21 protein-coding genes and 1 pseudogene are annotated in these 26196 nt (G+C 61.7%); 4 read left to right on the top strand and 18 right to left on the bottom strand.

What is annotated here, in order from left to right; genetic code table 11:
- Positions 1–291: 291 nt before the first annotated feature.
- The 6 genes and pseudogenes from AC1DU9_RS24420 to AC1DU9_RS24395 all read right to left on the bottom strand — a co-directional run.
- A pseudogene (locus tag AC1DU9_RS24420) lies at positions 292–420 on the bottom strand (DUF1302 family protein); the annotation flags it as partial.
- A gap of 256 nt (positions 421–676) precedes the next feature.
- Positions 677–2965 (bottom strand): HEAT repeat domain-containing protein, encoded by a 2289-nt coding sequence (locus tag AC1DU9_RS24415; protein WP_477810899.1) that lies wholly within the window; start codon positions 2963–2965, stop codon positions 677–679.
- A 187-nt stretch (positions 2966–3152) separates the two neighbouring features.
- Positions 3153–5432, bottom strand: coding sequence for an arylsulfatase (locus tag AC1DU9_RS24410; RefSeq protein WP_477810898.1), 2280 nt, complete (start codon positions 5430–5432; stop codon positions 3153–3155).
- Between the two features lie 133 nt (positions 5433–5565).
- Positions 5566–5847 carry a hypothetical protein gene (locus AC1DU9_RS24405; protein WP_477810897.1) on the bottom strand — a complete coding sequence of 94 codons (282 nt, stop codon included), beginning with the start codon at positions 5845–5847 and terminating at the stop codon, positions 5566–5568.
- A 55-nt stretch (positions 5848–5902) separates the two neighbouring features.
- Entirely contained in the window at positions 5903–7282 is a 1380-nt protein-coding gene (locus AC1DU9_RS24400; protein WP_477810896.1) for a DUF1329 domain-containing protein, read from the bottom strand.
- Between the two features lie 23 nt (positions 7283–7305).
- Positions 7306–8823 carry a DUF1302 domain-containing protein gene (locus AC1DU9_RS24395; protein ID WP_457266112.1) on the bottom strand — a complete coding sequence of 506 codons (1518 nt, stop codon included), beginning with the start codon at positions 8821–8823 and terminating at the stop codon, positions 7306–7308.
- Positions 8824–9149: 326 nt separating this feature from the next.
- On the opposite strand from AC1DU9_RS24395, the gene AC1DU9_RS24390 reads away from it, so the two are divergent.
- Both AC1DU9_RS24390 and AC1DU9_RS24385 read left to right on the top strand, forming a co-directional pair.
- Positions 9150–10892, top strand: a complete 1743-nt coding sequence (locus tag AC1DU9_RS24390; RefSeq protein ID WP_477810895.1) for an FAD-binding protein — start codon at positions 9150–9152, stop codon at positions 10890–10892.
- Positions 10889–11767, top strand: a complete 879-nt coding sequence (locus AC1DU9_RS24385) for an SDR family NAD(P)-dependent oxidoreductase (RefSeq protein ID WP_223463228.1) — start codon at positions 10889–10891, stop codon at positions 11765–11767. The genes AC1DU9_RS24390 and AC1DU9_RS24385 overlap by 4 nt, the downstream gene beginning before the upstream one ends.
- 422 nt (positions 11768–12189) lie before the next feature.
- Here the strand turns inward: AC1DU9_RS24385 and AC1DU9_RS24380 are convergent, their stop codons facing one another.
- The 11 genes from AC1DU9_RS24380 to AC1DU9_RS24330 form a co-directional block, all read right to left on the bottom strand.
- On the bottom strand, positions 12190–13770 hold the full coding sequence (locus AC1DU9_RS24380) for a FadD3 family acyl-CoA ligase (RefSeq protein ID WP_223463229.1): 1581 nt from the start codon (positions 13768–13770) through the stop codon (positions 12190–12192).
- A 72-nt stretch (positions 13771–13842) separates the two neighbouring features.
- Positions 13843–14589 (bottom strand): SDR family NAD(P)-dependent oxidoreductase, encoded by a 747-nt coding sequence (locus AC1DU9_RS24375; protein WP_223463230.1) that lies wholly within the window; start codon positions 14587–14589, stop codon positions 13843–13845.
- 246 nt (positions 14590–14835) lie between these two features.
- Positions 14836–15924 (bottom strand): 2Fe-2S iron-sulfur cluster-binding protein, encoded by a 1089-nt coding sequence (locus AC1DU9_RS24370; protein WP_477810894.1) that lies wholly within the window; start codon positions 15922–15924, stop codon positions 14836–14838.
- Positions 15925–15937: 13 nt separating this feature from the next.
- The gene (locus tag AC1DU9_RS24365; protein WP_477810893.1) at positions 15938–16693 is read right to left on the bottom strand and encodes a glucose 1-dehydrogenase; all 756 of its coding nucleotides are present in this window, start codon (positions 16691–16693) and stop codon (positions 15938–15940) included.
- Positions 16681–18360 (bottom strand): FAD-binding protein, encoded by a 1680-nt coding sequence (locus tag AC1DU9_RS24360; protein WP_477810892.1) that lies wholly within the window; start codon positions 18358–18360, stop codon positions 16681–16683. Before AC1DU9_RS24360 ends, AC1DU9_RS24365 begins: the two co-directional genes overlap by 13 nt.
- A gap of 9 nt (positions 18361–18369) precedes the next feature.
- Entirely contained in the window at positions 18370–18885 is a 516-nt protein-coding gene (locus AC1DU9_RS24355) for a flavin reductase family protein (protein WP_477810891.1), read from the bottom strand.
- 479 nt (positions 18886–19364) lie between these two features.
- A complete protein-coding gene (locus AC1DU9_RS24350; protein ID WP_477810890.1) occupies positions 19365–20930 on the bottom strand; it encodes a methyl-accepting chemotaxis protein in 1566 nt (521 codons plus the stop codon).
- Between the two features lie 330 nt (positions 20931–21260).
- Positions 21261–22586: a prephenate-dependent tRNA uridine(34) hydroxylase TrhP gene (gene trhP, locus AC1DU9_RS24345; RefSeq protein WP_477810889.1), complete on the bottom strand. Its 1326-nt coding sequence runs from the start codon at positions 22584–22586 to the stop codon at positions 21261–21263.
- Positions 22587–22733: 147 nt separating this feature from the next.
- Positions 22734–22925: a hypothetical protein gene (locus tag AC1DU9_RS24340; RefSeq protein WP_223463237.1), complete on the bottom strand. Its 192-nt coding sequence runs from the start codon at positions 22923–22925 to the stop codon at positions 22734–22736.
- Positions 22926–23040: 115 nt separating this feature from the next.
- Positions 23041–23235, bottom strand: a complete 195-nt coding sequence (locus AC1DU9_RS24335; RefSeq protein WP_008052996.1) for a hypothetical protein — start codon at positions 23233–23235, stop codon at positions 23041–23043.
- A 233-nt stretch (positions 23236–23468) separates the two neighbouring features.
- A complete protein-coding gene (locus tag AC1DU9_RS24330; protein WP_223463238.1) occupies positions 23469–23834 on the bottom strand; it encodes a hypothetical protein in 366 nt (121 codons plus the stop codon).
- Between the two features lie 246 nt (positions 23835–24080).
- On the opposite strand from AC1DU9_RS24330, the gene AC1DU9_RS24325 reads away from it, so the two are divergent.
- Together AC1DU9_RS24325 and AC1DU9_RS24320 are read left to right on the top strand one after the other, a co-directional pair.
- Complete coding sequence (locus tag AC1DU9_RS24325) at positions 24081–24899, top strand: shikimate 5-dehydrogenase (RefSeq protein ID WP_477810888.1); 819 nt, start codon at positions 24081–24083, stop codon at positions 24897–24899.
- A 9-nt stretch (positions 24900–24908) separates the two neighbouring features.
- A complete protein-coding gene (locus tag AC1DU9_RS24320; RefSeq protein ID WP_477810887.1) occupies positions 24909–25427 on the top strand; it encodes a cupin domain-containing protein in 519 nt (172 codons plus the stop codon).
- 559 nt (positions 25428–25986) lie between these two features.
- Here the strand turns inward: AC1DU9_RS24320 and AC1DU9_RS24315 are convergent.
- On the bottom strand, positions 25987–26196 hold a 210-nt coding region (locus AC1DU9_RS24315; RefSeq protein ID WP_477810200.1), incomplete at its 5' end, for an integrase core domain-containing protein.

Genomic DNA, 26196 nt, shown 5'->3' with positions numbered 1-26196 from the left:
GGGGTCAGGTCCTGGCCCAGGCGCGCGGCTTCTTCGGGGCTGACCTTGGCGTAGGCCAGGCCACTGCCGAGCAGGCCGACGGTCAGCGCGGTGCTCAATAATGTTTGGGTGAATCTGGACATGCTGTGCTCCTCCGATTGGGAAATCAGAACCGGTACTTGAAGTTGAGCGCGACGTTGTCGCGATCGGCCAACGGGCTGTTGTTGGCGTTGCCCACGCCGAACAGCTCGGTTTTCTCCATTTGAATTGGTCGTAGGCCTGGATATCCAGGCTGTCGGTCAGGCTGTACTGGGTGAACAGTTGGCCGACCGGCAGCAGGATTTCCTTGACCTCGACGCCCGGGGTGGTCGCCTTGGTTGCGTCCACCGGGCTCTGGGCCGCGCAAATACCCGGGTAGAACAGACTCTCACCCCAGCTCACCACCTGGTTGCGCAGGCACGCGTTGAGGGAGTGGCCGCTCACGTCCCATGGGCGTAGTAATCGAGCATGCGCAGCGGTCAGGCCGGCCCGACCTGCAGTTCAGGGGTGGGAAGTGAAGCTGGGACGACTATGGAGTCACGCTTGCAATGCAACATCGTCCAACCGGACTAAGCGATATTGGGTTGCTCCTCGATTCCACCCTACGACCCTGGCAATCCGGGCAGGGCGTTGCACCACCTACGGGTGCAATGCCAGGCTAACGCAAGCCCAGCTGTCGCTTGAGCTGCGCCAGGCGCGGATCTCCAGGCGCGGCCTGCTCCAGGCGCCGGAGGTACTGCAACGCCTGTTCGCGCTGGCCGCCCGTACCGTGCTGGTAAATCAGTGCGTAAAGCAGGTCGGGATCTTGCGGGGCTTGCGCCAGACCGGCTTCCAGCGCCGTGCGCGCAGCATCGCGGCGCTGCATTTGTAGCAGGAGCAGCCCCTGGTTGTAGCGAATCCGCGAGTTGTCGGGCAAGGCTACAGCGGCCTGCTCCATCCACTGCAAACCTTCCTCGGCCTTACCGCGCTCGACCAGCAACAGCGCCAGCATGTACGCCAGGTTGCCGCGATCGCTCGCCGGCATTTCTTTGAGTGCCACGCCCTCGCGCAGGACCTGCTCGGCTTCGTCCTGACGCAAGACGCCGTTTGCCAGCGTCACCAGGTTGATCCGCGCCGGCGAGAAGTACGGATCAAGTTTGAGCGCCTGGCGGTACTGCTCCAGCGCTTCCAACTGCAGAGCCTTGCGCTCCAGCAGTACGGCCAGATTGAGGCGGTTGCCGGGCAGATCGGCATTGCCGCGCAGGCGCCGCTCGTAGTCGTCGAGGGCCGCGGTGAAGCCTTCGCGGCGCTCTTTGGGCAGGGCAATCAGGGGAATACCCGCCAGCGCACGTAGCGCCTCGTCGCGCACCGCGCGTTGCGGGTCGTCCAGCAACGGCAGCAGACGCTTGACCCGTTCCACTGGCGCCAGTTCGGTAAAGGCAGGAATCGCGTAGGCACGCACCAACGGGCTCTGGTCTTTGAGCGCCTGAGTCAAGCTCGGCAAGGCCGGCTCGCCCAGCGCCGCCAGTTGTTCGGCAGCGGTGGCGCGGACGATCGCTGGCTTGCCCAGGTCGCCAATCACTGCCGCCAGTTGCGGCAACGCATCGGCGCTACCCTGGCGGGCGCCATGCAGCGTTTCGCCGTAGTGCGGCGGCCGCTGCGGCTTGCCGAACCAGCCTTCGATGGCCTTGGCCGCCCACGCCGGCTCCTTGTCCTTATGGCATGCAGTGCAGGCATCCGGGCTGCTGGTCCTGGCGGTCAGATCCGGGCGCGGCAGGCGCAAGCTATGGTCGCGACGCGGGTCAACGACCATGTAGGTCTGCTCCGGCATATGACAATTGACGCACTGCGCGCCAGCAGAGCCCGCCGCGTGGTGATGGTGCTCGGGACTGTCGTAGTTCTTCGCCTGCAAGCTGGGGAAACGCGCAGGTGGCGCCTGGGTGTGGCACTGCTGACAGAGGCCGTTGCCTTCGATCTTGACCTTGGTGGTGTGCGGATCGTGGCAATCCGTACAGGTCACCCCTGCGGCGTACATTTTGCTCTGGGCGAAAGAGCCATAGACGTACACCTCGCCCTGGATCTGCCCATCGGCATGGTAAAGATCGGGCCGTAGAGTGGCCGGCAACACCGCGTCAAGCAGCGGTTTACCCGGCTGCTGGCCGACGCCCAGGCTCTGCCGGCGGCTGTGACAGTAGGCGCATTGCTCCATTAGCCCCTGGCTGCCGAGCGCCTTGAAGTCCACCGGCAGGCCCACGTCTCTGGCTTCGCTCTCGGGTTTATTCCTGGCTTTTTCGGCCCATTCGACGTGCTTCTGCGCCGGGCCGTGGCACCCCTGGCAGCCGACGTTCGGTTCGTGCCAAGTGGTGGAAAAGCTGTCGGTTTTATCGTCGTAATTCTTCAGCAGGTTGCTCGAATGGCAATCCGCGCACATTGCATTCCAATTCTGGTAGCGCCCGGTCCAGTGCAACGGGTCGTTCGGCGCAAAACGCTGACCTGGGTAAAGCGAGAACCAGCGCTGCCCGCCTTCGGCCTTCGGTCGTGTATCCCAGGCAATGGTCAGGCTCTGCAGGCGGCCACCGGGAAACTCCACCAGGTACTGCTGCAGCGGCTTGTAGCCAAAGGTGTAGCGAATCAGGAAGTCCGCCGGCTTGCCATCCGCGCCTTCGATGTTGACGAAGAACTTCTCGCCGCGGCGGAAAAACTTCGCCTGCACGCCGCCATCCTTGAACCGCGCATCCTTGAAATTGCCCAGCATGTTGGCCGCAGTCGCCTCGCGCATCGCCCAGTCGTGATCGGAATTTTTCCAGTCCCTGGCCTGCTTGGCATGGCAACCGAGGCAGCTGCCGGCGGCGGCATAGCCGGCGGGGTCTTTCGCCAAGTGCGGCGATGCGGCCTCCTGTGCATGCACCGGGAGGTTGAGCAGCAGCAGGGAGCACAGCCCCAGGAACAGGTTCTTGGCGGTCGACAAGCAATGATCCTCGGATTTAAGGCTTTATTTTATTTGGTATTTTATTCGCCGACCGGGCCTGCCGAAACTCGACGGCAGCAGCACCGGGATCGACCCGGGCATAATGCTACGCCTCAACAAGCCTGGGTCGGGATGAGCGCGCAACAGCAGGAGCCGACGAGGCTAATGCCCTGTACGCCCTTGTGACCTACCGCAGTTCGATTGAGACCTCCTCGATCCGGCCTCCTGTAAAGGTGTAGCCGGGCGCGGATTCCTCGGGATAGTCACCTGCGGAGGAGCCGTGGTCGATCCCGACGTCAAAGGTTTCTTCGATCGTGTAGAAGGCCGGCGGGCTTGCGGGCAAATGGTCCTTGCCGATCAATACGCCATCGACCAGCAATTGGATCGCTGCGCCCTTGGCGTAACCGCCGCCGTCGTAGTCGAAATCGAAACGAAGTTCGTGACGGCCAGGTTTGAGTGGCTCAGCCCCGCGGAACGTCACCGTCTTCAGATCGAAAAGGCGGTAAGTGAACATCGGATGTTGTTCGGCGTCGAGATAGAGCGACCATCCGGCACTGTTGCCGCCCACCGTCGCAACCACTCCGTGCGCTTGCGCGCCGACATCGACGATTCCAGTCACACTCCATGAACGGTTGTACGTCTTCGGCAGCGCCGATTCAGGGATGCCGACGGCGCCTTCGTGGAAAGTCATGCGAGTGCGACCTTCGTGGAGCGCGGGAAGTCCTTTGGCGCCCGACATGGCGAGGTCGGCGAGCGGAAGCACCTGGTTACGCCCTGCTTCCTGCATGAACAGGTCCTTCAACACAGCGAGTCGTGCCGGCTCTTGTTGTGCCAGATCATTCCCTTGCGAATAGTCTTTTTTCAGGTCGTACAGCTCCCATTGATCTTCCTCGAACTTCTTCGTTGTGAAGCCACTGATGGTTGACCAGGGGAGCCTGCGATGAAACGCCGATGCAATCCAGCCGTCATGGTAGATTGCGCGGTTCCCGAAGACCTCGAAGTACTGAGTGGTGTGGCGCTCGGGCGCTTTCGCGTCAGCAAAGCTGTAGATCAAGCTCGTCCCATCCATGGGCTTCTGTGCGATGCCATTGACCGTGGTTGGCTCTTTGATATGCGCTGCGTCCAGGATGGTCGGCGCAATATCGTTGACGTGGCTGAACTGGCTGCGCAATCCGCCGCGATCCATGATTCCCTTCGGCCACGTGATCACCATCGGGTTGCGCGTGCCGCCGAGATGCGATGCAACGGTCTTCGTCCATTTGAACGGAGTGTCCATCGCCCACGCCCATCCAGCCGGATAGTGCGCGTGCGTGCCAGGCCCGCCGAGTTTATCCAGCTGCGCGAGTTTGGTCGCGTCGCTTTCCGGCAATCCTTGTATGGGGCCGAAATAGTTCGCGCTGCCGAGCAAACCACCTTCGGTGCTCGCTCCATTGTCGCCGACGATGTAGATGAACATCGTGTTGTCGAACTGGCCGTTGGCCTTGAGTGCATCGATCAACTTGCCGACCTGGACGTCGGTATGTTCCAGGAAACCGGCATAAACCTCCATCAATCGCGAGGCGATGCGCTTCTGATCCGGGGTCAGCGTGTCCCATGCTGGCATCCGTGGGTCTCGTGACGTGAGTACGGTGTCAGCCGGGATGATGCCAAGCTTTTTCTGCCGGGCGAAGGTCTCCTCGCGCAGCTTGTCCCACCCCTGGTCAAACTGGCCACGATACTTTTCGATCCATTCCTTCGGTGCCTGCAGCGGAGCATGAGTCGCGCCCGGCGCGAAGTACAGGAACACCGGCTTGTTCGGCGTGACCGAGTGCTGTACGCGCAACCATTCGATCGCGTGGTTGGCGAGATCTTCGGTCAGGTGATAGTTGCTGCCTGGCGGCCGCATGATCGGCGTCGTACCGTCGTAAAGCGACGGATCGTATTGATCGGTTTCTCCGCCCATGAAGCCGTAGAAACGTTCGAAACCCTCACCAGTCGGCCATCGGTCGAAGGGGCCGCTCGGCGAAACTTCCCAGTCGGGCGTCTGATGCCATTTACCAAAGGCGGCAGTGTTGTAGCCATTCTGGCGCAGGATTTCGGCTATGGTCGCAGCGTCCTTGGTGTGGAAGCCGCTGTAACCCGGGCGATCGTCAGGCACATTCTCTACCGTGCCGATCCCGACCGCATGCGGGTTGCGACCGGTCAGTAGTGACGCGCGCGTCGGTGAGCAAATCGAGGTGGTATGAAAACTGTTGTAACGCAGCCCTTCATGCGCCAGTGTGTCGAGCACCGGTGTCTGGCCGGGCCCGCCAAAAGTTGACGATGCGCCGAAGCCAACATCGTCGAGCATCACGATCACCACATTGGGCGCACCTTTTGGTGCACTTACCTGGTACTCGGGGTGAGGCGCAGGCTTCGTTTCCTGTGCGCAAACGGACGCTGCGCAGAGCCCGAGACACAGGGCGAGCCACTGACGGTAACAACGCATCGAGCATCTCCATAATTATTCTTGTGATAAGAACGAGCGCCGGTCGCACTACGTCTTACCTGATCAGGGCTTGATACCGCCCAGGGTCTCCCGCGCCTTCTCCTGCCACTCACCAGGCGTCGTCATTCTGCCATCAATCACCTTGATCACGGCATGGCCTTGCCACAGCTGACAGGCATCGGCTTTGCTGTTCGGCGGTCGGCGTTGGTGGCGCGACCGGGTTGGCACGCACGATGCCGTCGGCGCCGCGCCGGGAGGTGAAGTTGACCCTGTCCCTGGTGTCGATCGGGGCGTAGCTGACACCGCTGCTACCCGGCAAACCGAGGACGTTCAGTTTTCCGTTGGATGCTGCGCCTGACGTTACCGCCTTCTGAATGACCTTCACGGCAAATGCGCCAGTGTGCATTTTGTTCATGAAGGTCTCCGAGAAGGCGCGCCCCGGCCGAACGCGTCGGCCGGGGCGGCGAGGTTTAGCGGGTGCCGAGCTTGCGCAGGTTGCCGGCGGTGAATTCTTCGTCGACGAAATTGCTGGCATTGAGCTTGGCAGGCTTTTGATCGACCAGCATGCGGTCAACCAGGTAGGAGCCTGCGATCAGGTCGTGGTAGATGCCCAGACGGGAGTGGAAACGCTCGATGTGATAGGCGTAGATCGAGGTTTGCATGTTGGTGCGCCACAGTTGCCCACGGCTGTCGTAGTTGTCTGCCAGGGCGGCCTGCCAGCTGTCCTCGTCCAGGTAGAGCACACGCTTGGCATAGAGGTGCCGTGCGTTTGGCTTGAGCGTGGCCTGCACGATCCACACGCGGTGTTTCTCGTAGCGCATGATATCCGGGTTGATGTGACCGGTGGTGGACAGGATCTGTTCGATGTTTACGTCAGGCTGGTCGATCTTGTAGTTGTTGTACGGAATGTAGATCTCTTTTTTACCGACGATGGACCAGTTGTAGCGATCCGGGGCGCCGTTGAACAAGCGATCTTCATCATAGACCCGGAAGCCGCCCGCACCGCTAGGCGAGTCGTAGCCGACGGTCGGCGCGCGGCGCACGCGGCGTTGCCCCGGGGAGTATTGCCAGGCTTGCCGAGGTTCGGCGGTGGCATTGATGAACTCGTGACCGACGACGATCTCACCCTTCTTGCGCACGGGTTCCAGGGTGGTGAGCAAAAAGTGCGTGAGGATGCCACCGGATGTGTCCAGGGTCTTTTTGGGGTCGGCCCACACCGAAAAGATCTTGTAGTCGACCTTCTCCATCACCCGATTTTTGTCGGGATAGATCACTGCCTGTTGGTAGACGGCCTCTTCGGTGAAGGACCGCCCTGACATGGTGTGGTTGAGGATCAGTTCGTTGCCGTTTTTCGGAATCGGGAAAGGCGAGGCACCGAAGGCATTGCTGGTGTCGTTGCCGTCGTTTGAGAGCTCCGCGTTCAGGGCGTTTTTCTTGATGTCGTCTTCGGTGAGCTGATCGACACGGAAGTCGCGATGGCTCGGGTACACCGGCATCTTGAAAGWRTCCGGGTARCGCTTGARCAACGCTTTCTGGCCATCGGTSAGGTTGKYGGCGTACTTGTCCACGTTCTTCGAATCGATCACGAACAGTGGCTTTTCCGCGGCGTACGGGTCCGGATACGGRGTGCCGGGGCCGGCGTACTTGAGACCTGGTGGCAGACCTCGCCATTTGCCGGACCAGGCCGGGATGCTGCCATCGGCGTTGCCGGCTTTTTCGGCGCCCATCGGGGTCAGGTCCTGGCCCAGGCGCGCGGCTTCTTCGGGGCTGACCTTGGCGTAGGCCAGGCCACTGCCGAGCAGGCCGACGGTCAGCGCGGTGCTCAATAATGTTTGGGTGAATCTGGACATGCTGTGCTCCTCCGATTGGGAAATCAGAACCGGTACTTGAAGTTGAGCGCGACGTTGTCGCGATCGGCCAACGGGCTGTTGTTGGCGTTGCCGAGGTAGGCGTTGTAGCGGGCCTCGACGGTGAAGTTGCCCAGGTAGCGCCACGAACTGCCGATGCTGGCGCGGTTATCGTTCTGGCCGGCGTTGATCGAGCCGACCATCGAGCTGTCGCCGTGGGCGGCGGCGCTGAAGGTGACAGGCACCGACATGTCCCATCCGCTGAACACGTTGTTGTAGTCAAAGTTCGCCTGCACCGTGTAGCCCCAGGCATCGCGGTCATTGACCAGGCTGTCGGTGCCCGGCAGCGCGAAGCCAGGGGCCAGGGTCACTGGCTGCGACTTGTCGTTGCTGACCACGGTGTTGTAGACCAGCTCGCCGGTCAGGCTGGTGTTGTCGGCGAAGGACGTCGGGCCGAGCACGTAGATCATCGACGTTTGCGCTTGTATGGTCTTGCCACGCACGGGGCTGGAGAAACCGTTGTCGACCATCACCGGCGTACCGTCGCGGTAGCTGACTTCACCGGCCCAGCTGATGTCGCCCAGCACCGTGGCGAAACTCGCGCCGAACAGGTCGATGTTGTCGAAGTAGCGCACCTGATAGCGGCCCAGGGTCGATGCGAAGTCCAGCGACGGGGTCTTGTCGTGATAACGCGCGTAGTAGATGCCGAACTCGGTGTTTTTCAGCGACTCGGCGGCATAGGTGAAGGCCAGACCGTACTGGCCGCTGTCGCTTGGCTTGTCGTCCTTCAGACGGGTGACAAAACCGGAGGCGTCGTTGAAGCCGCCCTCGTCGATGAAGTCGGTGGTGGAGAAGTAGCTACCCACGCCGAACAGCTCGGTCTTTTCCCACTTGTATTGGTAGTAGGCCTGGACTCCCAGGCTTTCGGTCAGGGCGAACTGGGTGAACAGTTGGCCGACCGGCAGCAGGATTTCCTTGACCTCGACGCCGGGGGTGGTCGCCTTGGTCGCGTCCACCGGGCTCTGGGCCGCGGAAATACCCGGATAGAACAGGCTCTCACCCCAGCTCACCACCTGGTTACCCACGCGCGCGTTGAGGGCGTGGCCGCTCACGTCCCAGGTGCCATAGGCGTAGTAATCGAGCATGCGCAATTCATTGCGGTGCTGGTCGATGGTGTCCTGGGAGAAGCGGTCAGGCTGGCTGCAATGGCCGCCGGCAAAGCAGTTCGAGGTGCCGGTGGTGTTGTCGTTGTCCTGATCGTAGACGTTGTCGTAGAAACCGGTCGCCCGGACGAACACACCGTAGTCGTCCTGCCACTTGATGTTGGCTTCGGTGAGAAAGCCGCTGCGGTTGTTGATCAGGCTGCCTTTGTCGAACGCGTTGTCGCCGTCGTTGCCGTTGGCATTGGCGGTCAGTTTGTGATCGCGAGACTCGGTCCGCCAGGCGAGGCTGTACGTCAGTGTGGTGTCCCAGTCGATGCTCAAGTCTTCGCTCGGCTGAAAGCTCATGGCATTAACGTGAGCGCTTAGTCCGCCAGCCAGCATCAATAGAACAAGCTGTGTGCGAGGGTGCTGTGTTGGTGGGGCGATTATTGTTTTTATCATGTCGTCCTCATGGCCCAGGTCAGACCTGCCCGACCTGCATTTCTGGGGGGTGATTGGTACTGTGGGCGACTATGGAGTCACGACTTGTGCGCAACATCGTCCAAGCGGACTAAGCGATTTGTACGGGGCGGCCGCAGGTCTGGCCTTAGTCTTATCGGACGATGAACACCCGGCGCTTGCGGCGAACAATCCCGAGACCGACTGCACCGGGCGAAGATCCGGCGGTGGCGGTTTCTGCCTGATGGGCGCTGAACAAGGGTGATCGCATGAACGCTGCCGGGATCAAATGGGACGAGTGCTGTGATGTGTTGGTGATTGGCTCGGGAGCCGGGGGCATGACCGCTGCGCTGCGCGCCCACGACCTGGGCCTGAATGCGTTGCTGATCGAAAAGAGCGGCGAGTACGGCGGCACCTCGGCGGTGTCCGGCGGCGGCATCTGGATCCCCAATAACCACCGGATCAATGCGATCGGCGGTAGTGATTCGGCGGCCGAAGCGATTGCCTACATCCGCGCCGTGACCCATGGCGAGATCGACGACGGGCGCATCGAAGCCTATGTCGAGCACGGCCGGGAGATGGTCGAGTACCTGGAACAACACACCCGCGTGCGCTTCGAGGCGCAACCGCGTTACGCCGATTACTATCCGGAAGTCGAGGGCGGTAAACCGGGCTATCGCTCGATGGATCCGCAACCGTTCGATGCCGCCGAGCTCGGTGAAGAATTCCTGCGTATGCGTGCGCCGTCCCCCGGCACCCTGATGATGGGGCGCATGGCGATGACCATGAAAGAAGCGCAGGTGCTGCTGTGCCGTGGCCCAGGCTGGTTGCGCCTGACCCTGCGGGTGATGTGGCGCTACTGGCGGGATCGCGAGGGGCGGCGCTTGTCCCGCCGCGACCGTTTTCTGACCCTGGGCAATGCCTTGATCGGTGCCTTGCGCTGTTCGTTGCAGGATCGCGGCAAGTCGCTGTGGCTCAACTGTGCGCTGGAAGAGCTGCTGCTGATCGGCGAGCGGGTCGGCGGGGCGCGGGTCAATCGCAACGGTCAGTTGCTCAACGTCAAGGCACGTTACGGGGTGATCATCGCCGCTGGGGGCTTCGAGCGTAATCAGGCGATGCGTGAGCAGTACCTGCCACAGCCGTCCCAGGCGAACTGGAGTGCCACGCCGCCGAACAATACCGGCGACGGCATTCGCGCCGGCCAGGCCCTTGGCGCGCGGACCGCGTTGATGGAGCACAGCTGGTGGGCGCCGACCACTTACGTCAAGGGCGAAGAAAAACAGCGTGCGCTGTTCGTTGAACGCACCTTGCCGGGGTGCGTGATGGTCAACGCGGCGGGGGAGCGTTTCGTCAACGAAGCCGCGCCCTACACCGATATTGTTTACGCGATGTACGCCAACAACCGCGAAGGCGCCGTGAGCGTGCCGTGCTGGATGGTGTTCGACGCCGAGTTCCGCCGCAAATACCCGTGCGGGGCCTTGCTGCCGGGCTATGCCCAGCGCGATTGGCAATTGCCCGAGCATCTGCGTGATTACTTCCACAAGGCATCGAGTCTGGAAGAACTGGCGACGAAAATCGGCGTCGATTCTGGCGGGCTGGTGCGCACCGTGCAGCGCTTCAACGGCATGGCCGTGCAGGGCGTCGACGAGGATTTCCACAAGGGTGAGTCGCTGTTCGATCGCTACTACGGCGACCCGAACGTGCAACCCAATCCGTGCCTGGCGCCGTTGCTCAAGGGTCCGTTCTACGCCGTGCGCATCGACGCCGGCGACATCGGCACCAAGGGTGGCCTGCTGACCGACGTACACGCCCGCGTGCTGCACGAAGACGGAGAACCGATCAACGGCTTGTACGCCATCGGCAACAGCGCCGCCTCGATGATGGGCCGCACCTATCCGGGCGCCGGTTCGACCATCGGCCCGGCCATGACCTTCGGTTACCTGGCGGCCAATCACATCAAGCGCCAGAGCGAAACCGCGTCGGCGAAAGCCTTGTTCGGGAGTGTCGAATGAACAGTCAGCGTCCACAGATTGCCGTTGTGACCGGCGCCAGTCGCGGAGTGGGTCAGGGCATTGCCCTGGCCCTCGGGGCGGCGGGCATGACGGTGTATGTCACCGGTCGCGCCCCGGCGCAGGGCGGGTCGAACTTGTACGGACATGCCTTGAGCGGTTCGCTGGAGGACACCGCTGCGGCAATCACCGCTGCCGGTGGGCGCGGTATCGCGGTGGTCTGTGATCACGCCGATGACGCGCAGGTTCAGGCGCTGTTTACCCGAGTAGAAGCAGAGTGCGGGCATCTGGATTTGCTGGTCAACAACGCCGCGTTCATCCATGACCGGTTGATCGAGCCAGGGCCGTTCTGGGCCAAACCGCTGGAGCTGGTGCGCATTCTCGACGTCGGCCTGCGCTCGGCCTACATTGCCAGCTACTATGCGGCACCGCTGTTGCTGAAAAGTACTCAAGGCCTGATTTGCTTCACGTCGTCGTTCGGTGCCGGCTGCTACATGCATGGCCCGGCGTATGGCGCGCAAAAGGCCGGGGTCGATAAGCTGGCGGCGGACATGGCGATTGATTTCGAAGGGCAGGGTGTAGCGGCGTTGTCGCTGTGGCTCGGCCCGCAACTGACCGAACGCACCAGGATTGCCGGTGAGCAGCATGGCGAGCAGTACCAGGCGTTTCTGGCTCACGCCGAAACCCCACAGTTCAACGGGCGGGTGATTCATGCCTTGCTCAATGATCCACAGTTGATGGCGTTGTCCGGGCAGACCCTGATCACCGCCGAAATCGCCCCTGGTTATGGCATCAGCGAAGCCGAAGGCCGCCAGCCGCCGTCCCACCGCACCATGCTCGGCGACCCGCGTCAACAGCATCCGGCGCGGGTGGTTTAATTCAGAGTCAGTACGACATACACAAAACCCTGTGGGAGCGTGCTCGCGATGACGGCAGAACATTCAACATCTATGTTGACTGACCTGACGCTATCGCGAGCAAGCTCGCTCCCACAGTTGAACTGTGTCGGACACGAAATCTGTGTGTACCCTCGAACATTGTGGGAGCGAGCTTGGTCCGGGCGGCGTTCCGACGATGAGGCCGGCACATCCAGCATTGATGTTGGCTGACACTCCGCTTTCGCGAGCAGGCTCGCTCCCACAGTTGAACTGTGTCGGACACGAAATCTGTGTGTACCCTCGAACATTGTGGGAGCGAGCTTGGTCCGGGCGGCGTTCCGACGATGAGGCCGGCACATCCAGCATTGATGTTGGCTGACACTCCGCTATCGCGAGCAAGCTCGCTCCCACGTGGATTGCGTTTAACTGACGGGCTGCAGCGCCCACTCGCGCAACACATTCTTGGTCACTTTGCCCGCCGCATTGATCGGCATGCTCTGCAGCACCCGCACCCGGCGTGGAACCTTGTAGTTGGCCATCTGCTCACGGCACCAGGCGAGGAACTGCGCCTGCTCGATTTCCATCCCGGGCGCGGGCAACAGGAATGCCATCGCCACCTCACCCATGCGCTCATCGGGAATGCCGATCACCGCTGCCTGGGCCACGCCGGGATAGGTCAGCAAACACTGCTCGATCTCCGCCGGATACACGTTGAAGCCGCCGGTGATGAACATGTCCTTGAGGCGGTCGGTGATGCGCAGGTAACCCTGTTCGTCGAGCATGCCGATGTCGCCGGTGTGCAGCCAGCCGTCGGCATCGAGTATTTCCTGGCTGGCTTCAGGATTGTTGAGATAGCCCTGCATCAGGTTGTAGCCGCGAATCTGCACTTCACCGGGAATGTTCGCCGGCTGGCTGCGACCGTTGTCGCCGACACAGCGCACTTGCACCCCCGGCATCGCCCGGCCACTGGTATTGGCGACCGTCTCCGCAGAATCACCGGAGCGGCAGATCGTGGCGAAACCGCAGACCTCCGTCAGGCCATACGCGGTGACGATGGTGGCGAAGCCGAGTTCGTCGCGCATGCGGTGGATCATCTCCACGGGGATTGCCGCTGCCCCGGTCACCGCCACGCGCAAGGAGCTCAGGTCGAATGCGTTGCGTTGCGGATGGGCCAGCAACGATTGGTACAGCGTCGGTGGCCCGGGCAACACGCTGATTCGCTCGCGCTGCACGCATTCGAGCACGGCCTGCACGTCGAACACCTGCTGCGGTAGCAGGGTGCAACCACGCATCAATGCGGCCAGCCAGCCGGCCTTGTAGCCGAAGGAGTGGAAGAACGGATTGACGATCAGGTAGCGATCGCTCTCGCGCAAACCGACGATATCGCTCCAGTCGCGCACGATTCGCAGGTTCTGGCCGTGGCTGGTCATCACGCCTTTGGGTTTGCCGGTGGTGCCCGAGGTAAACAGCACGTCGGACAAGGCCTGCGGGCCAACGCTCTGTTCGCGGGTGCGCAAGGCCAGGTGTGGCACGTCGGCCCCCAGGTCCATAAACCGCTCCCAAGCCAGGGTGCCCGCATTGGCGCCGCGCAGGCTGACGATGTGGCGCAGCTCAGGCAGGTCTTCCGACGCCAGCATGCCGGGGTAGTCCGCGCCGAGGAATTCGCCAATGGCAAACAGCACGCAGGTGCCGCTTTCGCGCAGGATGTAGCCGGCCTCGCTGCCCTTCATCCGGGTATTGAGCGGCACCAGGGCGGCACCGACGCTTTGCAGGGCGCCGGCGGCGACGATCCATTCCCACACGTTGGGTGCCCAGATCGCCACGCGGTCCCCGACCTGTACGTCGAGGGCCAGCAGTGCGCGGGCAGCCTGGCGGCGCAACTGGTCGAGTTGTCGGTAGCTGATGCTGTGGCCCGCGTCCTCGATGGCCGGGCGGTCGCCGTAGGCCTGGGCAGCGTTGGCGAACAGTTGAGCGATGGTCAGTGCGGTGGCGACAGGCGGCATGGGGCCTCCCCGGTTAGAAGACAGTTGCGAAAAAGGGAGTAGGCCGGGCAGGGCGCCCGGCCGGATTGCGAATTACTGGGCGGGCGGGGCGAAGCGGCGACCGGCGGAGAAACCACCGTCCACGGCGATCATCTGGCCGCTGACAAAGGACGCTTCGTCCGAGGCCAGGAACAGCGCGACGTTGGCCACTTCCTCCGGCTGCCCGGAGCGGCTGAGCATGTGCTGCGAGGCGAAGAAGGCGTGGAACGCGTCATTGTCACGGACCATGCTGGTCATCGGCGTTTCGATCAGGCCCGGGCACAGACCGTTGACGCGCACATTGGCGTGGCCGTAGTCGATCGCCATCGAGCGGGTCAGCTGGTTAATGCCGCCCTTGGACACGTTGTAGGCGACATTGCCGTCGCAGCCTTGCAGACCGAAGATCGAACCGACGTTGATGATCGAACCGCCGCGCTGCTCAACCATCGACGCCAGCGCGTACTTGCTGGTGAGCATGCTGCCGGTGAGGTTGATGTCCATCACCCGTTGCCAGTTGGCAGTGGTGGTCTGGGTCACGCTGCCCTGGTCGGCGACGCCGGCGGCGTTGACCAGTACGTCGATGCGCCCGAAGCGGCTGATGACTTCTTGCATGACCTGCTGCACCTGCGCTTCGTCGCGCACGTCCAGGGTCATGAACAGGCCGGGAAAGTCTGCCGGAGCGCTGCCGATGTCCAGCCCGATCACTTGCGCGCCTTCGGCAGCGAAACGGCGCACGCAGGCCAGACCGATACCCGAAGCGCCACCGGTGACCACCGCGACCTTATTCTGCAAACGAGTCATAACTGAACCTCTTTTGTTGTTGTGGGCTAATGCTGTGGCCGAGTCTAACTGCAGACCGGGGCCGAGTGATCGTCCGTTGAGACTAAGCAATAGATCCCCCATCCGGCACATTTCAACTGTAGGAGCGAGCCTGCTCGCGAAAAACGTCCGGKSACCGCGTTCATTCAGAMAGSSCGCGTYATCGTTGACGTCCATCGTCGGAACGCCGCCCGGAGCCGGCTCGCTCCTACAGGGGGATGTGTATCTTCAATCCGGGAATTTCAGGCGCACCTTCGCCCCGGTCGGTCGGCTCTGGCAGGCCAGTGTCCAGCCGTCGACCAGTTCCTTGGGTGTCAGCACGTCGTTGCGTGCCAACTGAACCTCGCCTTCCCTGACCACGCACATGCACGCGCCGCAGAAACCTTCTTCACAGGACGACGGCACATCCAGGCCGGCGGCCTTGCAACTTTGCAGCAGGGTGTCGCCGGGCTGGCAGGCGATTTCGTGTTGCTGTCCATCGAGCTCGACGATCAGCGCCTCGCACTGCGACCCCATCGCTGCCTCGCGGGCGAGGGCTTCTTCGGCCAGCAGTTCATCGGGGTCCGGCGGCGAGACGAAACGTTCGACATGGATCCGCTCGGCCGCTTCGCCCAGTGCCAGCAGCGTGCGCTCCACGGTGTCCATGAACGGACCCGGCCCGCAGATGAAGTAGTCGCCACCGGCCGATCCGCGCAGCAGATGACGGACCTGATGGTCCGTCAGAAAACCTTGCACCGAATCGAGGACGTGCACCACGTGCAGTTGATCAGGATGCGCCTTGATCAACCGGCACAGCTCGTCCTTGAATATCACCGACGCTTCATCGCGGTTGGCGTAGATCAACTTGATCGGCCGCCGGCTGCTGTGCAGCACCGACTTGAGAATGGAAAATACCGGGGTGATGCCCGAGCCGCCACCGAACAATACCAACGGTCTGTCGGTGTCAGCCGAGTGCTGCGGGTCCAGGCAGAAATGCCCGGCCGGTGGCAGCACTTCCAGCCAGTCGCCGACCTGCACTTCGTTCATCCAGTTCGACACCCGGCCACCGTCGACCCGTTTCACCGTGACCTTGGGCAGCGCGTCCGCGAGGGGCGAGCTGGCCATGGAATAGCAGCGGGTCAACAGTTTGCCGGCGAAGGGCACGCGAAAACTCAGGAACTGGCCCGGTTTGTAGCGAAAGCGCTCACGCAGGTCTGGCGGTATGTCCAGCACCAGCGAGCGCGCGTCAGCGGTCTCGTCGATCACCGCGCACACTTGCAATGAGACACTTCCCGTCGTGTGTTCGGCCGGGGTCAGGTTCTGTTGTTGCGTGCCCATGTTCACCTCGACCTCAGAGCCCGCTGATCAACTGGGCATTGTCGACGCGGATCTCGGCACCGTTGACGAACCGCGACTCGTCGGCGGCGAGGAACAGCACCACGTTGGCAATGTCCCGTGGCGCGGCCATGCGGTTCATCGGGTCCTGGTCCAGGGCTTCCTGCGGGATCGGCTGACCACCGGCCAGGGCCTGGGTCATCGGCGTGTTCACGCCATCCGGGTGCACGCTGTTGCAGCGGATGCGGTAGCCCTGCTGCTTGCAGTGCAGGGCAATGGAACGGGTCATCGCCGCCACCGCGCCTTTGGATGCCGAGTAGGCGCAGAACATCGGCATCGCGCCCAACGCGGCCACCGACGACATGTTGATGATCGAACCGCCACCGGTTTCCTTCATCGCCTGGATCGCGTACTTGCAGCCGAGGAAGTAGCCGTCGCCGTTGATCTTCTGCACCTTCTGCCACAGTTCCAGGGTGGTGTCTTCGATGCTGCCCAGGGCCAGGATCGCGGCGTTGTTGACCAGCACGTCGAGACGGCCGAAGTGTTCAACAGTAGTTTTCACCACGTTCTGCCAATCGCTTTCGCTGGCGATGTCGTGGCGGATGAACAGCGCGTTGGCGCCGATTTCTGCAGCCACCTGGCGACCGGCTTCTTCGTTGAGGTCGCTCAGTACCACTTTGGCGCCTTCACGGGCCAGCAGCAGGGCGTCTTCGCGACCGATGCCGCTGGCGGCGCCGGTGATGATGCAGACTTTGCCTTCTACACGTTGCATTGTTGTTCTCCTGATCGTGCGGTTTGAAGTGCGAATTGGTCGGCCACGTGGGCGGCAGCCCGGCGACCGGAATAAATGCAGTCGGCCAGGGACAGGCCGGAGACATACAGGTTGGAGGCGACCCCGACCGCATTGCGGCCGGCGCTGTAGAGACCGTTTATTGGCTGGCCGGCGTGGTCCAGCACACGTCCGCTGTCCTCGCAGACCTTCAGCCCGCCCAGAGTGATGACCGGGCAGGGGAAAAGTTTGCTGTCAAAGGACAGGTCGAGGGCGTACCACGGGCCCTGGTCGAGGTCGGCGAGCATCGCGGCGGATTTGCCGAACTCGTCGGCGACTTCACCGCGTGCCGCACGGGAATAGTGTTCGACACTCTGGCGCAGCAGTTCCGGCGGCAGCTTGCAGCGTTTGGCCAGGCCGGCCAGGCTGGTGCTGCGTTTGGCATTGAACAGCAGGTTGAGCAACACCGGCAGGCGCTGGAAATTCCACACCTTGCCGGGGCCGACCTGACTGAGTGCTTCTCGAACCAGCGCCCGATTGAGAATCAGAATGGCGCGGCCGTCCTGTTCTTCGACCATGGCGTGGCCGAGGGTCGCGCCGTAGATTTCTTCGTTGGCGTAACGTTGTCCGCGAGCATTGACGATCAGCCCGCGGGCCCAGGCCAGTGGCGGGTTGATGAAGCGCCAGGCGCTGACCTTGTCCATCCGCGCCACGCTGCCACCGGCGCTCTGGCCCAGGGCGATGCCGCTGCCATTGCACCCGGTGGCGCCCAGCGGCAGACCGGCCAGGTACTGCGGCGCGTGTTGGCGCACCAGATCGCGATTGAAGATAAAGCCGCCGCTGCTCATTAGCACCGCCTGTTCGGCGCGAATCAACTGGCGAATGGCGCTGGTCTGTTCGATGTGACGCTGACGGGCGCGCAAGCGGTCGGCCAACGCCGGAGCGTACATATGAATGGCAGCGGCCCAGCGCGACAGACGCGCATGTTGTTTGGCGGCGCGGCTACCCGACGGCAACTGCCAGGCTTCGACGCCGATGACCTTGTCGTCGAGGTTGAGTACCAGACGCCGCACTTCGCACTGGCTGCGCAGGCGTGCACCGTGTCGCAAGGCGCTGGCCTTGAGTGGAGCGAACAGACTGGCACCGGACATGCCCGGGCCTTTGGTGCGGTGGCCACGGGGTGCAGGTTTTGCGCAGGCGGCATAGGCCGCAACAGCTTCGTTGCCGGAGTAATAGAGATAGTACTGGTCGCTCGGGTACGAGGTCTTGTGCGGCGGCACGCTGGCTTCGAACGCCGCGCCTTGGCGCTCCAGCCAGGCCAGTTGCTCGCGGCTGCCTTCGCAGAAATCCCGTAACGTCTCGGCGCTGACGGCGTCGCCGACTTCCTGACGCAGGTAATTGAACATGGCTTCGCTGGTGTCTTCATAGCCAGCCTGACACTGGTACGGCGTACCACCGCCGGCATATACCACGCCACCGCTCAGCGCCGTGGCGCCGCCGCCTTCGAAGCGATCCAGTGCGAGCACCGACAGGCCGCGAGCGCTGGCTTCGATGGCGGCACAGGCGCCGGCACCGCCAAACCCGACGATCAGCAAGTCGCAACGGTCATCCCATGGCAACTGGTCGGCGCTGTTCACTCGCAACGCCGTCAACCGGTTCAGGCTGTCCATGTTCGGGCCTCAGCCAGCAGCAGCGAGAGAAGGTGTTGGTTTGGCGGTGGTGGTGTAGCTGCCGTCGAGGTAGACCAGCGGGGTGATGGCGTCAGTGGTGTGGATCTGCAGGATGCGCCCGATGAACACGGTGTGGGTGCCATAGCTGAAGTGGCCGTCCTGGCGGCAGAGGATCGCCGACTGTGCGTCACCCAGGTAAGGAATTCCGCCGGGGCTGGTCAGCCAGTTGCCACGGTCGAAGCGTGCCTCGCCCTTGATCGCGCCGCTGCACAGGTTGGCCAGGTCTTGCTGTTCGACGCCGAGGATGTTGACGCAGAAGTCGGCACCGGTCGCCAGTGCGGCGTGGGGCGAGGCGGTCTTGTTGACGCAGATCAGCAGCGATGGCGGTTCGGTGCTCAGGGAGTCGACCGCGGTGGCGGCCATGGCGAACCGCTCGGAGCCGTTGCTGGTGCTGATAATGGTGACTGACTTGGCCAGGCGGCGCATGGCCTGGAGCATGTCGGCTTTGAGGTTGGCGTCGTTCATCGCACTGGGCCTTTTTTTGTTGGGGGTGGAGTGCGATGGATTCTTGCGCTGACGTCTAGCGCAAACATCGTCCGAGGGGACTAGGCATCAGGCCATTTCAATGTTGAATGTGCCGGCCTCATCGCGAGCAAGCTCGCTCCCACAGTTATCTGGGGCGCTCACAGGAATCGACCACACCTGATAACCCTGTGGGAGCGGGCTTGCCCTAATGCCAGTCAGTTAAGGCGCAAAACCTGTGGGAGCGAGCTTGCTCGCGATAGCGGACTGTCAGGCAATGCAGGTGTTGGCTATGCGATCGTCATCGTCGGAACGCCGCCCGGAGCAAGCTCGCTCCCACAGGAGTTGCGGTGTTCGAAGCGTTAACTGATCGGCATTAGGGCTTGCCCGCGAAGGCGGCCTTATAGACAACATCACTTTCACAGGCTCAATAAAAAACCCGGAAGCTTCCACTGTCCGGGTTTTTTATTGATCAACAACAATCAGCGGTTAAACCGCTCCACCAACGAATACTGGGTATTGGCAGTCTTGGTCAGCTCTTCACTCAGCAACGCCGAGTTCTGCGCCTGTTCCGAGGTCCGGTCCGCCAGTTCCGAAATGTTGCTGATGTTGCGGCTGATTTCTTCGGCCACGGCACTTTGCTCTTCGGTCGCGGCAGCGATCTGGGTGGTCATGTCGGTGATGTTGGCCACCGCTTCGCTGATCCCCACCAGCGCCTGGTCCGCTTCCAGTACCCGCGCCACGCCTTCTTCCGCCTGACGATGTCCGGCTTCCATGGTCTGTACGGCGGTACCGGCGGTTTGCTGGAGCTTGGCGATCAGCGCATGAATCTGCCCGGTGGACTCGCTGGTGCGTTGCGCCAGCTGACGGACTTCGTCGGCCACCACCGCAAAACCGCGACCCATTTCGCCGGCACGGGCCGCTTCGATGGCGGCGTTCAGGGCCAGCAGGTTGGTCTGGTCGGCGATGCCTTTGATCACGTCGACCACGCCACCGATTTCGTTGCTGTCCTTGGCCAGTTGGGTCACGGTCACGCCGGTTTCACCGACCACCGCCGACAGGCGCTGGATGGCTTCGCGGGTCTCCCCGGCGATGTCACGACCGCGACCGGTCAGGCGATTGGCTTCCTGGGTGGCATCGGCGGTGCGTTGTACGTGGCTGGCGACTTCCTGGGTGGTAGCGGCCATCTGGTTGACCGCGGTGGCCACTTGCTCGGTCTCGACGCGCTGGCGTTCCAGGCCGCTGGAGCTGTTGTGCGCCAGGGCATCGGATTGCCTGGCCTGATCGGTCAGGTGTTCGGCCGTGTCCTGCAGGCGGGTCAGGCAGGTTTTCAGGCGTGCCTCCTGACTGAGGATGGACATTTCCAGACGCGCCTGGGCGCCGCGACTGTCGGTGTACATCTGCGCGATCAATGGATCGGAGGTGGTCTGCTCAGCCAGGCGCAGCAAGCGCTTGAGGCCACGCTGCTGCCACTGAAGGCCCATCAGGCCCAGCGGCACCGAGAGCCCTGCTGCCAGGGCAAACCCCCAATGGGAGTTCAGCGATGCACCAATCATGAAGCTCAATTGGCTGACCAGAATGAACGGCAGCCAGTCCTGCAGGATCGGCAACCATTTATCCGAGGAGGGAACGGCCGACTTGCCCTGGTTGATGCGTAGGTAGAGCGCTTCGGCGCGGCGGATCTGTTCGGCAGTGGGCTTGACCCGCACCGACTCGTAACCGATCACCTGATTGCCTTCGAAGATCGGTGTCACATAGGCGTTCACCCAGTAATGATCACCGCTCTTGCAGCGATTCTTGACAATGCCCATCCATGGCAAGCCTTGTTTCAGTGTGCCCCACATGTGCGCGAACACCGCGGCCGGGACGTCGGGGTGACGGACCAGGTTGTGCGGTGCACGGATCAGCTCCTCCCGGGAAAACCCGCTGATTTCGACGAAGGCGTCGTTGCAGTAGGTGATCATGCCCTTGGCATCGGTGGTGGAAATCAACCGTTGCTGAGCCGGGAAGGTCCGCTCGCGCTGTGTAATTGGCTGGTTGTTACGCATGGCTTTTTCAATCCGCAAGGCTTTCAAGAGTTGTCGGCTGCGTCGCGGATTTATTGAATGTTTTTTAAGCGCCTGACGTGTGTCTCAAATTCGACCTGTGTTGAAAGGATTGACCTATCCGGCAGTTGAACTTTTCAGGGGTTCCTGCATTTACATTAATGGAATTTGATTGTTGTTCAGTTTCTGGAAAAGGGCTGGGGATGAATGGGGCGAGTAGCAATGCGTAAGCAGGTTGCAATCATAGGGACGTCGTTCCGTTTTCAATGTCGTCTGTTACACCGCTTTCGCGAGCAGGCTCGCTTGTACAGGTGTTTTGTGCGGATTTGAAGTTCAGGCCGCACCCACATCCCGCATCAACAACCCAAACTCCAGATCCACCGCATCCGGTATCGGCAAATACACCGTATGCCCATCGCCCGGCGCTTTGTCGATCGCTTCGCCTTTAGCGTTTTGCAACTGATGCAGATCGAAGTGGAAGTTGCCCTTGGGCGTCATCAGTTCCATGTGGTCGCCCAGGCCGAAGCGGTTCTTCACCCTGACCTCGGCCAGGCGGTCCCGCCGCTGCCCGGTCAGTTCACCGACAAACTGCTGGCGCTCCGACACCGAGCTGCCGTTCTGGTAGTTCTGGTATTCGTCATGCACGTGCCGGCGCAGAAAGCCTTCTGTGTAGCCGCGCTGGGCGAGGGATTCCAGGTCGGTCATCAGGCCGCGGTCGAAGGCCCGGCCCGCCACCGCATCGTCGATGGCGCGGCGATAGACCTGGGTGGTGCGCGCACAATAAAAGTGCGATTTGGTCCGGCCTTCGATTTTCAGGGAGTGCACGCCCATGTGCGTCAGGCGTTCGACGTGCTGCACGGCGCGCAGGTCCTTGGCGTTCATGATGTAAGTGCCGTGCTCGTCTTCGAAGGCGGGCATCTGTTCGCCGGGGCGATTGGCTTCCTGCAACAGGAACACCTGGTCGGTAGGCGCGCCGATGCCCAGGGTCGGTTCGGGATCGAATGTCTGGACGATCTCGCCAAGCTGGTTTTCGGTAGCCGGTTGCGCTGAATATTTCCAGCGACAGGCATTGGTGCAACTGCCCTGATTGGCATCGCGCCTGTTCATGTAGCCCGACAGCAGGCAGCGCCCGGAATAGGCCATGCACAACGCACCGTGCACGAACACTTCCAGTTCCATGGCGGGCACTTGCTCGCGAATCTCGACGATTTCTTCCAGCGAAAGCTCCCGCGACAGGATGATCCGGCTCAAGCCTTGCTGCTGCCAGAACTCGACACTCGCCCAGTTCACCGTATTGGCCTGCACCGAAAGGTGGATCGGTATCTGCGGGTAGTGGCGGCGCACCAGCATGATCAGGCCGGGGTCGGACATGATCAGTGCATCCGGGGCCATGGCGATCACCGGTTCAAGGTCCTTGAGGAAGGTCTTGAGCTTGGCGTTGTGCGGCGCGATGTTCACCACCACATAGAAGCGCTTGCCCTGGGCCTGTGCCTCGCGAATGCCGAGGGCCAGGTTGGCGTGGTCGAATTCGTTGTTGCGCACCCGCAAGCTGTAGCGCGGCTGGCCGGCGTACACGGCATCGGCGCCGTAGGCGAAGGCGTAACGCATGTTTTTCAGGGTGCCGGCGGGGGCGAGCAGTTCTGGCGCGCAGAGGTTCATGGCGGTGTCGATCGCAAAAGCCGCACAGGGTAAATGCCCTGTGGCGAGGGTTTATTGACCTGGATCTATGCCTGATCAACAAACCGATGGCATTCGCCCGAGCCGAGGCGGGCTAAACATCATCGTCAGCTATTTCATACAGCTGCCTCAGGCGCTGAGCCTGCCGGACTGGCCGGTGCCGATGCGTTGCGACAATGCCTGGGCGGCGGGCAGCGAAGTGAGCGGGCCGCTGATCTGCACGCCGTCCTGGACGAGGTACCAGCAGGCGAGCATGCCCAGCTCTCTGAGCTGTGGGGGAACCGCGCTGCCGATAACGGACATGATCTGAACCTTGGACATGACAAGTACCTCCATCAATCTGTGGAGTTACTTTAAGGTCCGGGTGCCTTGAGGGGTAATCAACGCTTTCGATAGTGGTCATTGATGCCAGCGGGGGCAAACGACCGTCGGTCGGTCAGCTGACCACCTGATCGAGCATATGAACCACTTCCTGCTCGTTGAGCAGGCCCTTGCGCACCAGGCTTTGTGTCAGCAGCGAGAGAAACTTGGCGCTGCGATGGCCTTCCAGGTGCTTGAGTTCGGTCAGTGCGTTGTAGACCTTGCTGGAGGTGCACAGACCGACGATGCGGTGCGGGTTTTGCGTTGGCATGTGGTCGTCCTTGTTGTTATCAACCTGTTATCGACGGACAGCACCGAGCTTGCAGAGTTGTCATGACAAAAATATGACCGTTTTTTGCCGCACGGCAGAAAACGGGTCAGTCCATCTTGCCCGTTTCCACCACGTGCATTGTCCCGATAGCGACCTTGGCGAGATTTATCCAGACCTGCACCGACAAACGGGCATAAAAAACCCCGTTGTTTCAGCGGGGCTTGATGAGTCCGTTACCAGCGGCCGTAGTGATGGCCGTAGTAGCCGCGTGGCGGGCCGTAGTAACCACGGGGTGGTCCGTAGTATATCGGAGCCGGGCGGTAGTAGATCGGTTGTTCCACGTAGACCGGGGCCGGCTGGTAGTAAACCGGAGGCGGTGGTGCGTAATAAACCGGCGCGGGCTGGTAGTAGACCGGTTGCGGTGCGACATAAACCGGGCGGTTGGCGTTGATCAGGGCCGAGCCGACAATGGCAGTGCCGACGATCGCGCCAAACACCGCCGGGCCTTGCCAGTAATTGCCTCCACCATGGGCTTGCGCCTGTCCTGCAATAGCGAGGGCGCCGATCAGCAAGGCAACTGTGGGGACTTTACGGATCATGATAGTTCCTCGGTTCTTCAGCCCGGCGCCTGTGTCTGCAATAGACCCAAGGATTGTCGCGGGGATACTTCTAAGACAGCGTTTTTCTGAAAATCAGCACGGCCGCCAGGTAAATTTTGTGTAAGGTCTGTACCGACTTTCTTACCGACCTGTGTAAGCCCGTGTAATCACGCTTATATGATCGATCAGAACCCGATGGAGGACTAATCCCGTCCATCCGAAAAGTGCATTTGAAGGAGCTTTCCCATGCAGATGAACCCCAACAAAGACACCCAGCTGTGCATGTCCCTTTCAGGGCGCCCCGGGAACTTTGGTCTGCGTTTTCACAATCATCTGTATGAACAACTGGGCCTGAATTTTTACTACAAGGCCTTTGCCAGCCAGGACCTGCCGGGCGCCGTTGCCGGCATTCGCGCCTTGCGGATTCGTGGTTGTGGCGTGTCGATGCCGTTCAAGGAAGCCTGCATTGCCCTGGTGGATGAACTCGACGCCTCGGCCGCCGCCATTCAATCGATCAACACCATCGTCAACACCGACGGTCATCTCAAGGCCTACAACACCGATTACATCGCCGTGGCCCAGTTGCTGAAAAAACACCAGGTGCCGAGGAACTCGACCTTTGCCCTGCGCGGCAGCGGTGGCATGGCCAAGGCCGTGGCGAGCGCCTTGCGCGATGGCGGCTATGAAAACGGCCTGATCGTGGCCCGCAACGAGCGTGCCGGCCAGGCGCTGGCGCAGTCGCTGGGATATGAGTGGCAGGCGGAGCTGGGCAATCGTCGCCCGCAGATGCTGGTCAACGTCACCCCGATCGGCATGACGGGAGGGCCGGAGGCCGAACAACTGGCCTTTGAGGCTGATGTGATCGAAAAAGCGGAAACTGTCTTCGATGTGGTGGCGATTCCGTCGGAAACACCGTTGATCGTGCGTGCTCGTGCCGCAGGCAAGCGGGTCATCACCGGTCTGGAAGTGATCGCGATCCAGGCACTGGAGCAATTTGTGCTCTATACCGGCGTACGACCGACGGACGAGCAATTCCACAAGGCCGTGGCGTTTGCCCGCAGCTAGGAGGTGTCCATGCATCCGCCCATTCTCAATCTGAATTCGGTTGAACTTGAACCGCTGCCCGAAGCGTTTGCGCCAAGCGGTGAAACCGCCGGTCGCTATCAACAGCGTCTGGCCCGTGTCAGTCAGCAACTGGGGGCGCAAAAGCTGGGTTATCGCCTGTATGTGCTGGAGCCAGGCATGCGCGGCAGCCCGTTTCACAGTCATCGGGTCAATGAGGAAATGTTCTACGTCGTGGCCGGGGAAGGGCAAGTCCGCCTGGGATCCGAGCGTTTTCCAATCCGTGCCGGCGATGTGATCGCCTGTCCACCGGGCGGGCCTGAAAAGGCGCATCAGATCATCAATACCAGCAACGGCGAGTTGCGGTACCTGGCCGTCAGCACCCAGCAATCACCGGAGATCTGTGAATACCCGGATTCCGGCAAATACGCCGTGATGGATGACTTCAAGGTGGATACCGAAGGTCATGCTTCGGGTTTTGTTGCAGTGGCCCGGCAGGCCGATGGGGTGGATTACTGGGACGGCGAGTAAGCGCAGCCCCCAAAACCACTGTAGGAGCGAGCCTGCTCGCGATAGCGTCGGCCCATCCRGCAMTGAKGTGACTGACAGTCCGCCATCGCGAGCAGGCTCGCYCCTACAGGTTTTGWGTCGGTCACCAATACCAAGCCAGTCCACGATCCACTGTGGGAGCGAGCYTGCTCGCGATAGCGTCGGCMCATCCRGCAMTGAKGTGACTGACGGGCCGCCATCGCGAGCAGGCTCGCTCCTACAGGTTTTGTGTCGGTCACCAATACCAAGCCAGTCCACGATCCACTGTGGGAGCRAGCTTGCTCGCGATAGCGTCGGCCCATCCGGCAATGATGTGACTGACAGTCCGCCATCGTCGGAACGCCGCCCGGAGCAGGCTCGCTCCTACAGGTTTTGTGTCGGTCACCAATACCAAGCCAGTCCACGATCCACTGTGGGAGCRAGCTTGCTCGCGATAGCGTCGGCCCATCCGGCAATGATGTGACTGACAGTCCGCCATCGTCGGAACGCCGCCCGGAGCAGGCTGAACTGGTCAACTAATTTTGGACACCAGTTACGGTTTTCATGCCGCCAGTTTTTCCATAGCTACCGGTGAACGATAGCCGTTGTAGCTATGGAGCCTGACGTTGTTGTAACGCATCACGTAGCGTTGCACGTCTATGCGGGCTTCATGCTCAGAGTTGTAGCCATCTTCTGGCACCCACTCTGATTTAAGGCTCCCAAAGAAACGCTCCATCGGGGCGTTATCCCAGCACTCACCTTTGCGACTCAT

It is taken from the genome of Pseudomonas sp. P4_C1, from assembly GCF_056402155.1.
This window is presented reverse-complemented; position numbering and strand designations above follow the sequence as displayed.

What these genes read in the sequence shown, in the direction of transcription:
- AC1DU9_RS24410 (WP_477810898.1), bottom strand. Translation starts at nt 5,432, where the DNA reads ATGCGTTGTTACCGTCAGTGGCTCGCCCTGTGTCTCGGGCTCTGCGCA.
- AC1DU9_RS24405 (WP_477810897.1), bottom strand. Translation starts at nt 5,847, where the DNA reads ATGAACAAAATGCACACTGGCGCATTTGCCGTGAAGGTCATTCAGAAG.
- AC1DU9_RS24395 (WP_457266112.1), bottom strand. Translation starts at nt 8,823, where the DNA reads ATGCTGGCTGGCGGACTAAGCGCTCACGTTAATGCCATGAGCTTTCAG.
- AC1DU9_RS24390 (WP_477810895.1), top strand. Translation starts at nt 9,150, where the DNA reads ATGAACGCTGCCGGGATCAAATGGGACGAGTGCTGTGATGTGTTGGTG.
- AC1DU9_RS24385 (WP_223463228.1), top strand. Translation starts at nt 10,889, where the DNA reads ATGAACAGTCAGCGTCCACAGATTGCCGTTGTGACCGGCGCCAGTCGC.
- AC1DU9_RS24380 (WP_223463229.1), bottom strand. Translation starts at nt 13,770, where the DNA reads ATGCCGCCTGTCGCCACCGCACTGACCATCGCTCAACTGTTCGCCAAC.
- AC1DU9_RS24375 (WP_223463230.1), bottom strand. Translation starts at nt 14,589, where the DNA reads ATGACTCGTTTGCAGAATAAGGTCGCGGTGGTCACCGGTGGCGCTTCG.
- AC1DU9_RS24370 (WP_477810894.1), bottom strand. Translation starts at nt 15,924, where the DNA reads ATGGGCACGCAACAACAGAACCTGACCCCGGCCGAACACACGACGGGA.
- AC1DU9_RS24365 (WP_477810893.1), bottom strand. Translation starts at nt 16,693, where the DNA reads ATGCAACGTGTAGAAGGCAAAGTCTGCATCATCACCGGCGCCGCCAGC.
- AC1DU9_RS24360 (WP_477810892.1), bottom strand. Translation starts at nt 18,360, where the DNA reads ATGGACAGCCTGAACCGGTTGACGGCGTTGCGAGTGAACAGCGCCGAC.
- AC1DU9_RS24355 (WP_477810891.1), bottom strand. Translation starts at nt 18,885, where the DNA reads ATGAACGACGCCAACCTCAAAGCCGACATGCTCCAGGCCATGCGCCGC.
- AC1DU9_RS24350 (WP_477810890.1), bottom strand. Translation starts at nt 20,930, where the DNA reads ATGCGTAACAACCAGCCAATTACACAGCGCGAGCGGACCTTCCCGGCT.
- trhP (WP_477810889.1), bottom strand. Translation starts at nt 22,586, where the DNA reads ATGAACCTCTGCGCGCCAGAACTGCTCGCCCCCGCCGGCACCCTGAAA.
- AC1DU9_RS24340 (WP_223463237.1), bottom strand. Translation starts at nt 22,925, where the DNA reads ATGTCCAAGGTTCAGATCATGTCCGTTATCGGCAGCGCGGTTCCCCCA.
- AC1DU9_RS24335 (WP_008052996.1), bottom strand. Translation starts at nt 23,235, where the DNA reads ATGCCAACGCAAAACCCGCACCGCATCGTCGGTCTGTGCACCTCCAGC.
- AC1DU9_RS24330 (WP_223463238.1), bottom strand. Translation starts at nt 23,834, where the DNA reads ATGATCCGTAAAGTCCCCACAGTTGCCTTGCTGATCGGCGCCCTCGCT.
- AC1DU9_RS24325 (WP_477810888.1), top strand. Translation starts at nt 24,081, where the DNA reads ATGCAGATGAACCCCAACAAAGACACCCAGCTGTGCATGTCCCTTTCA.
- AC1DU9_RS24320 (WP_477810887.1), top strand. Translation starts at nt 24,909, where the DNA reads ATGCATCCGCCCATTCTCAATCTGAATTCGGTTGAACTTGAACCGCTG.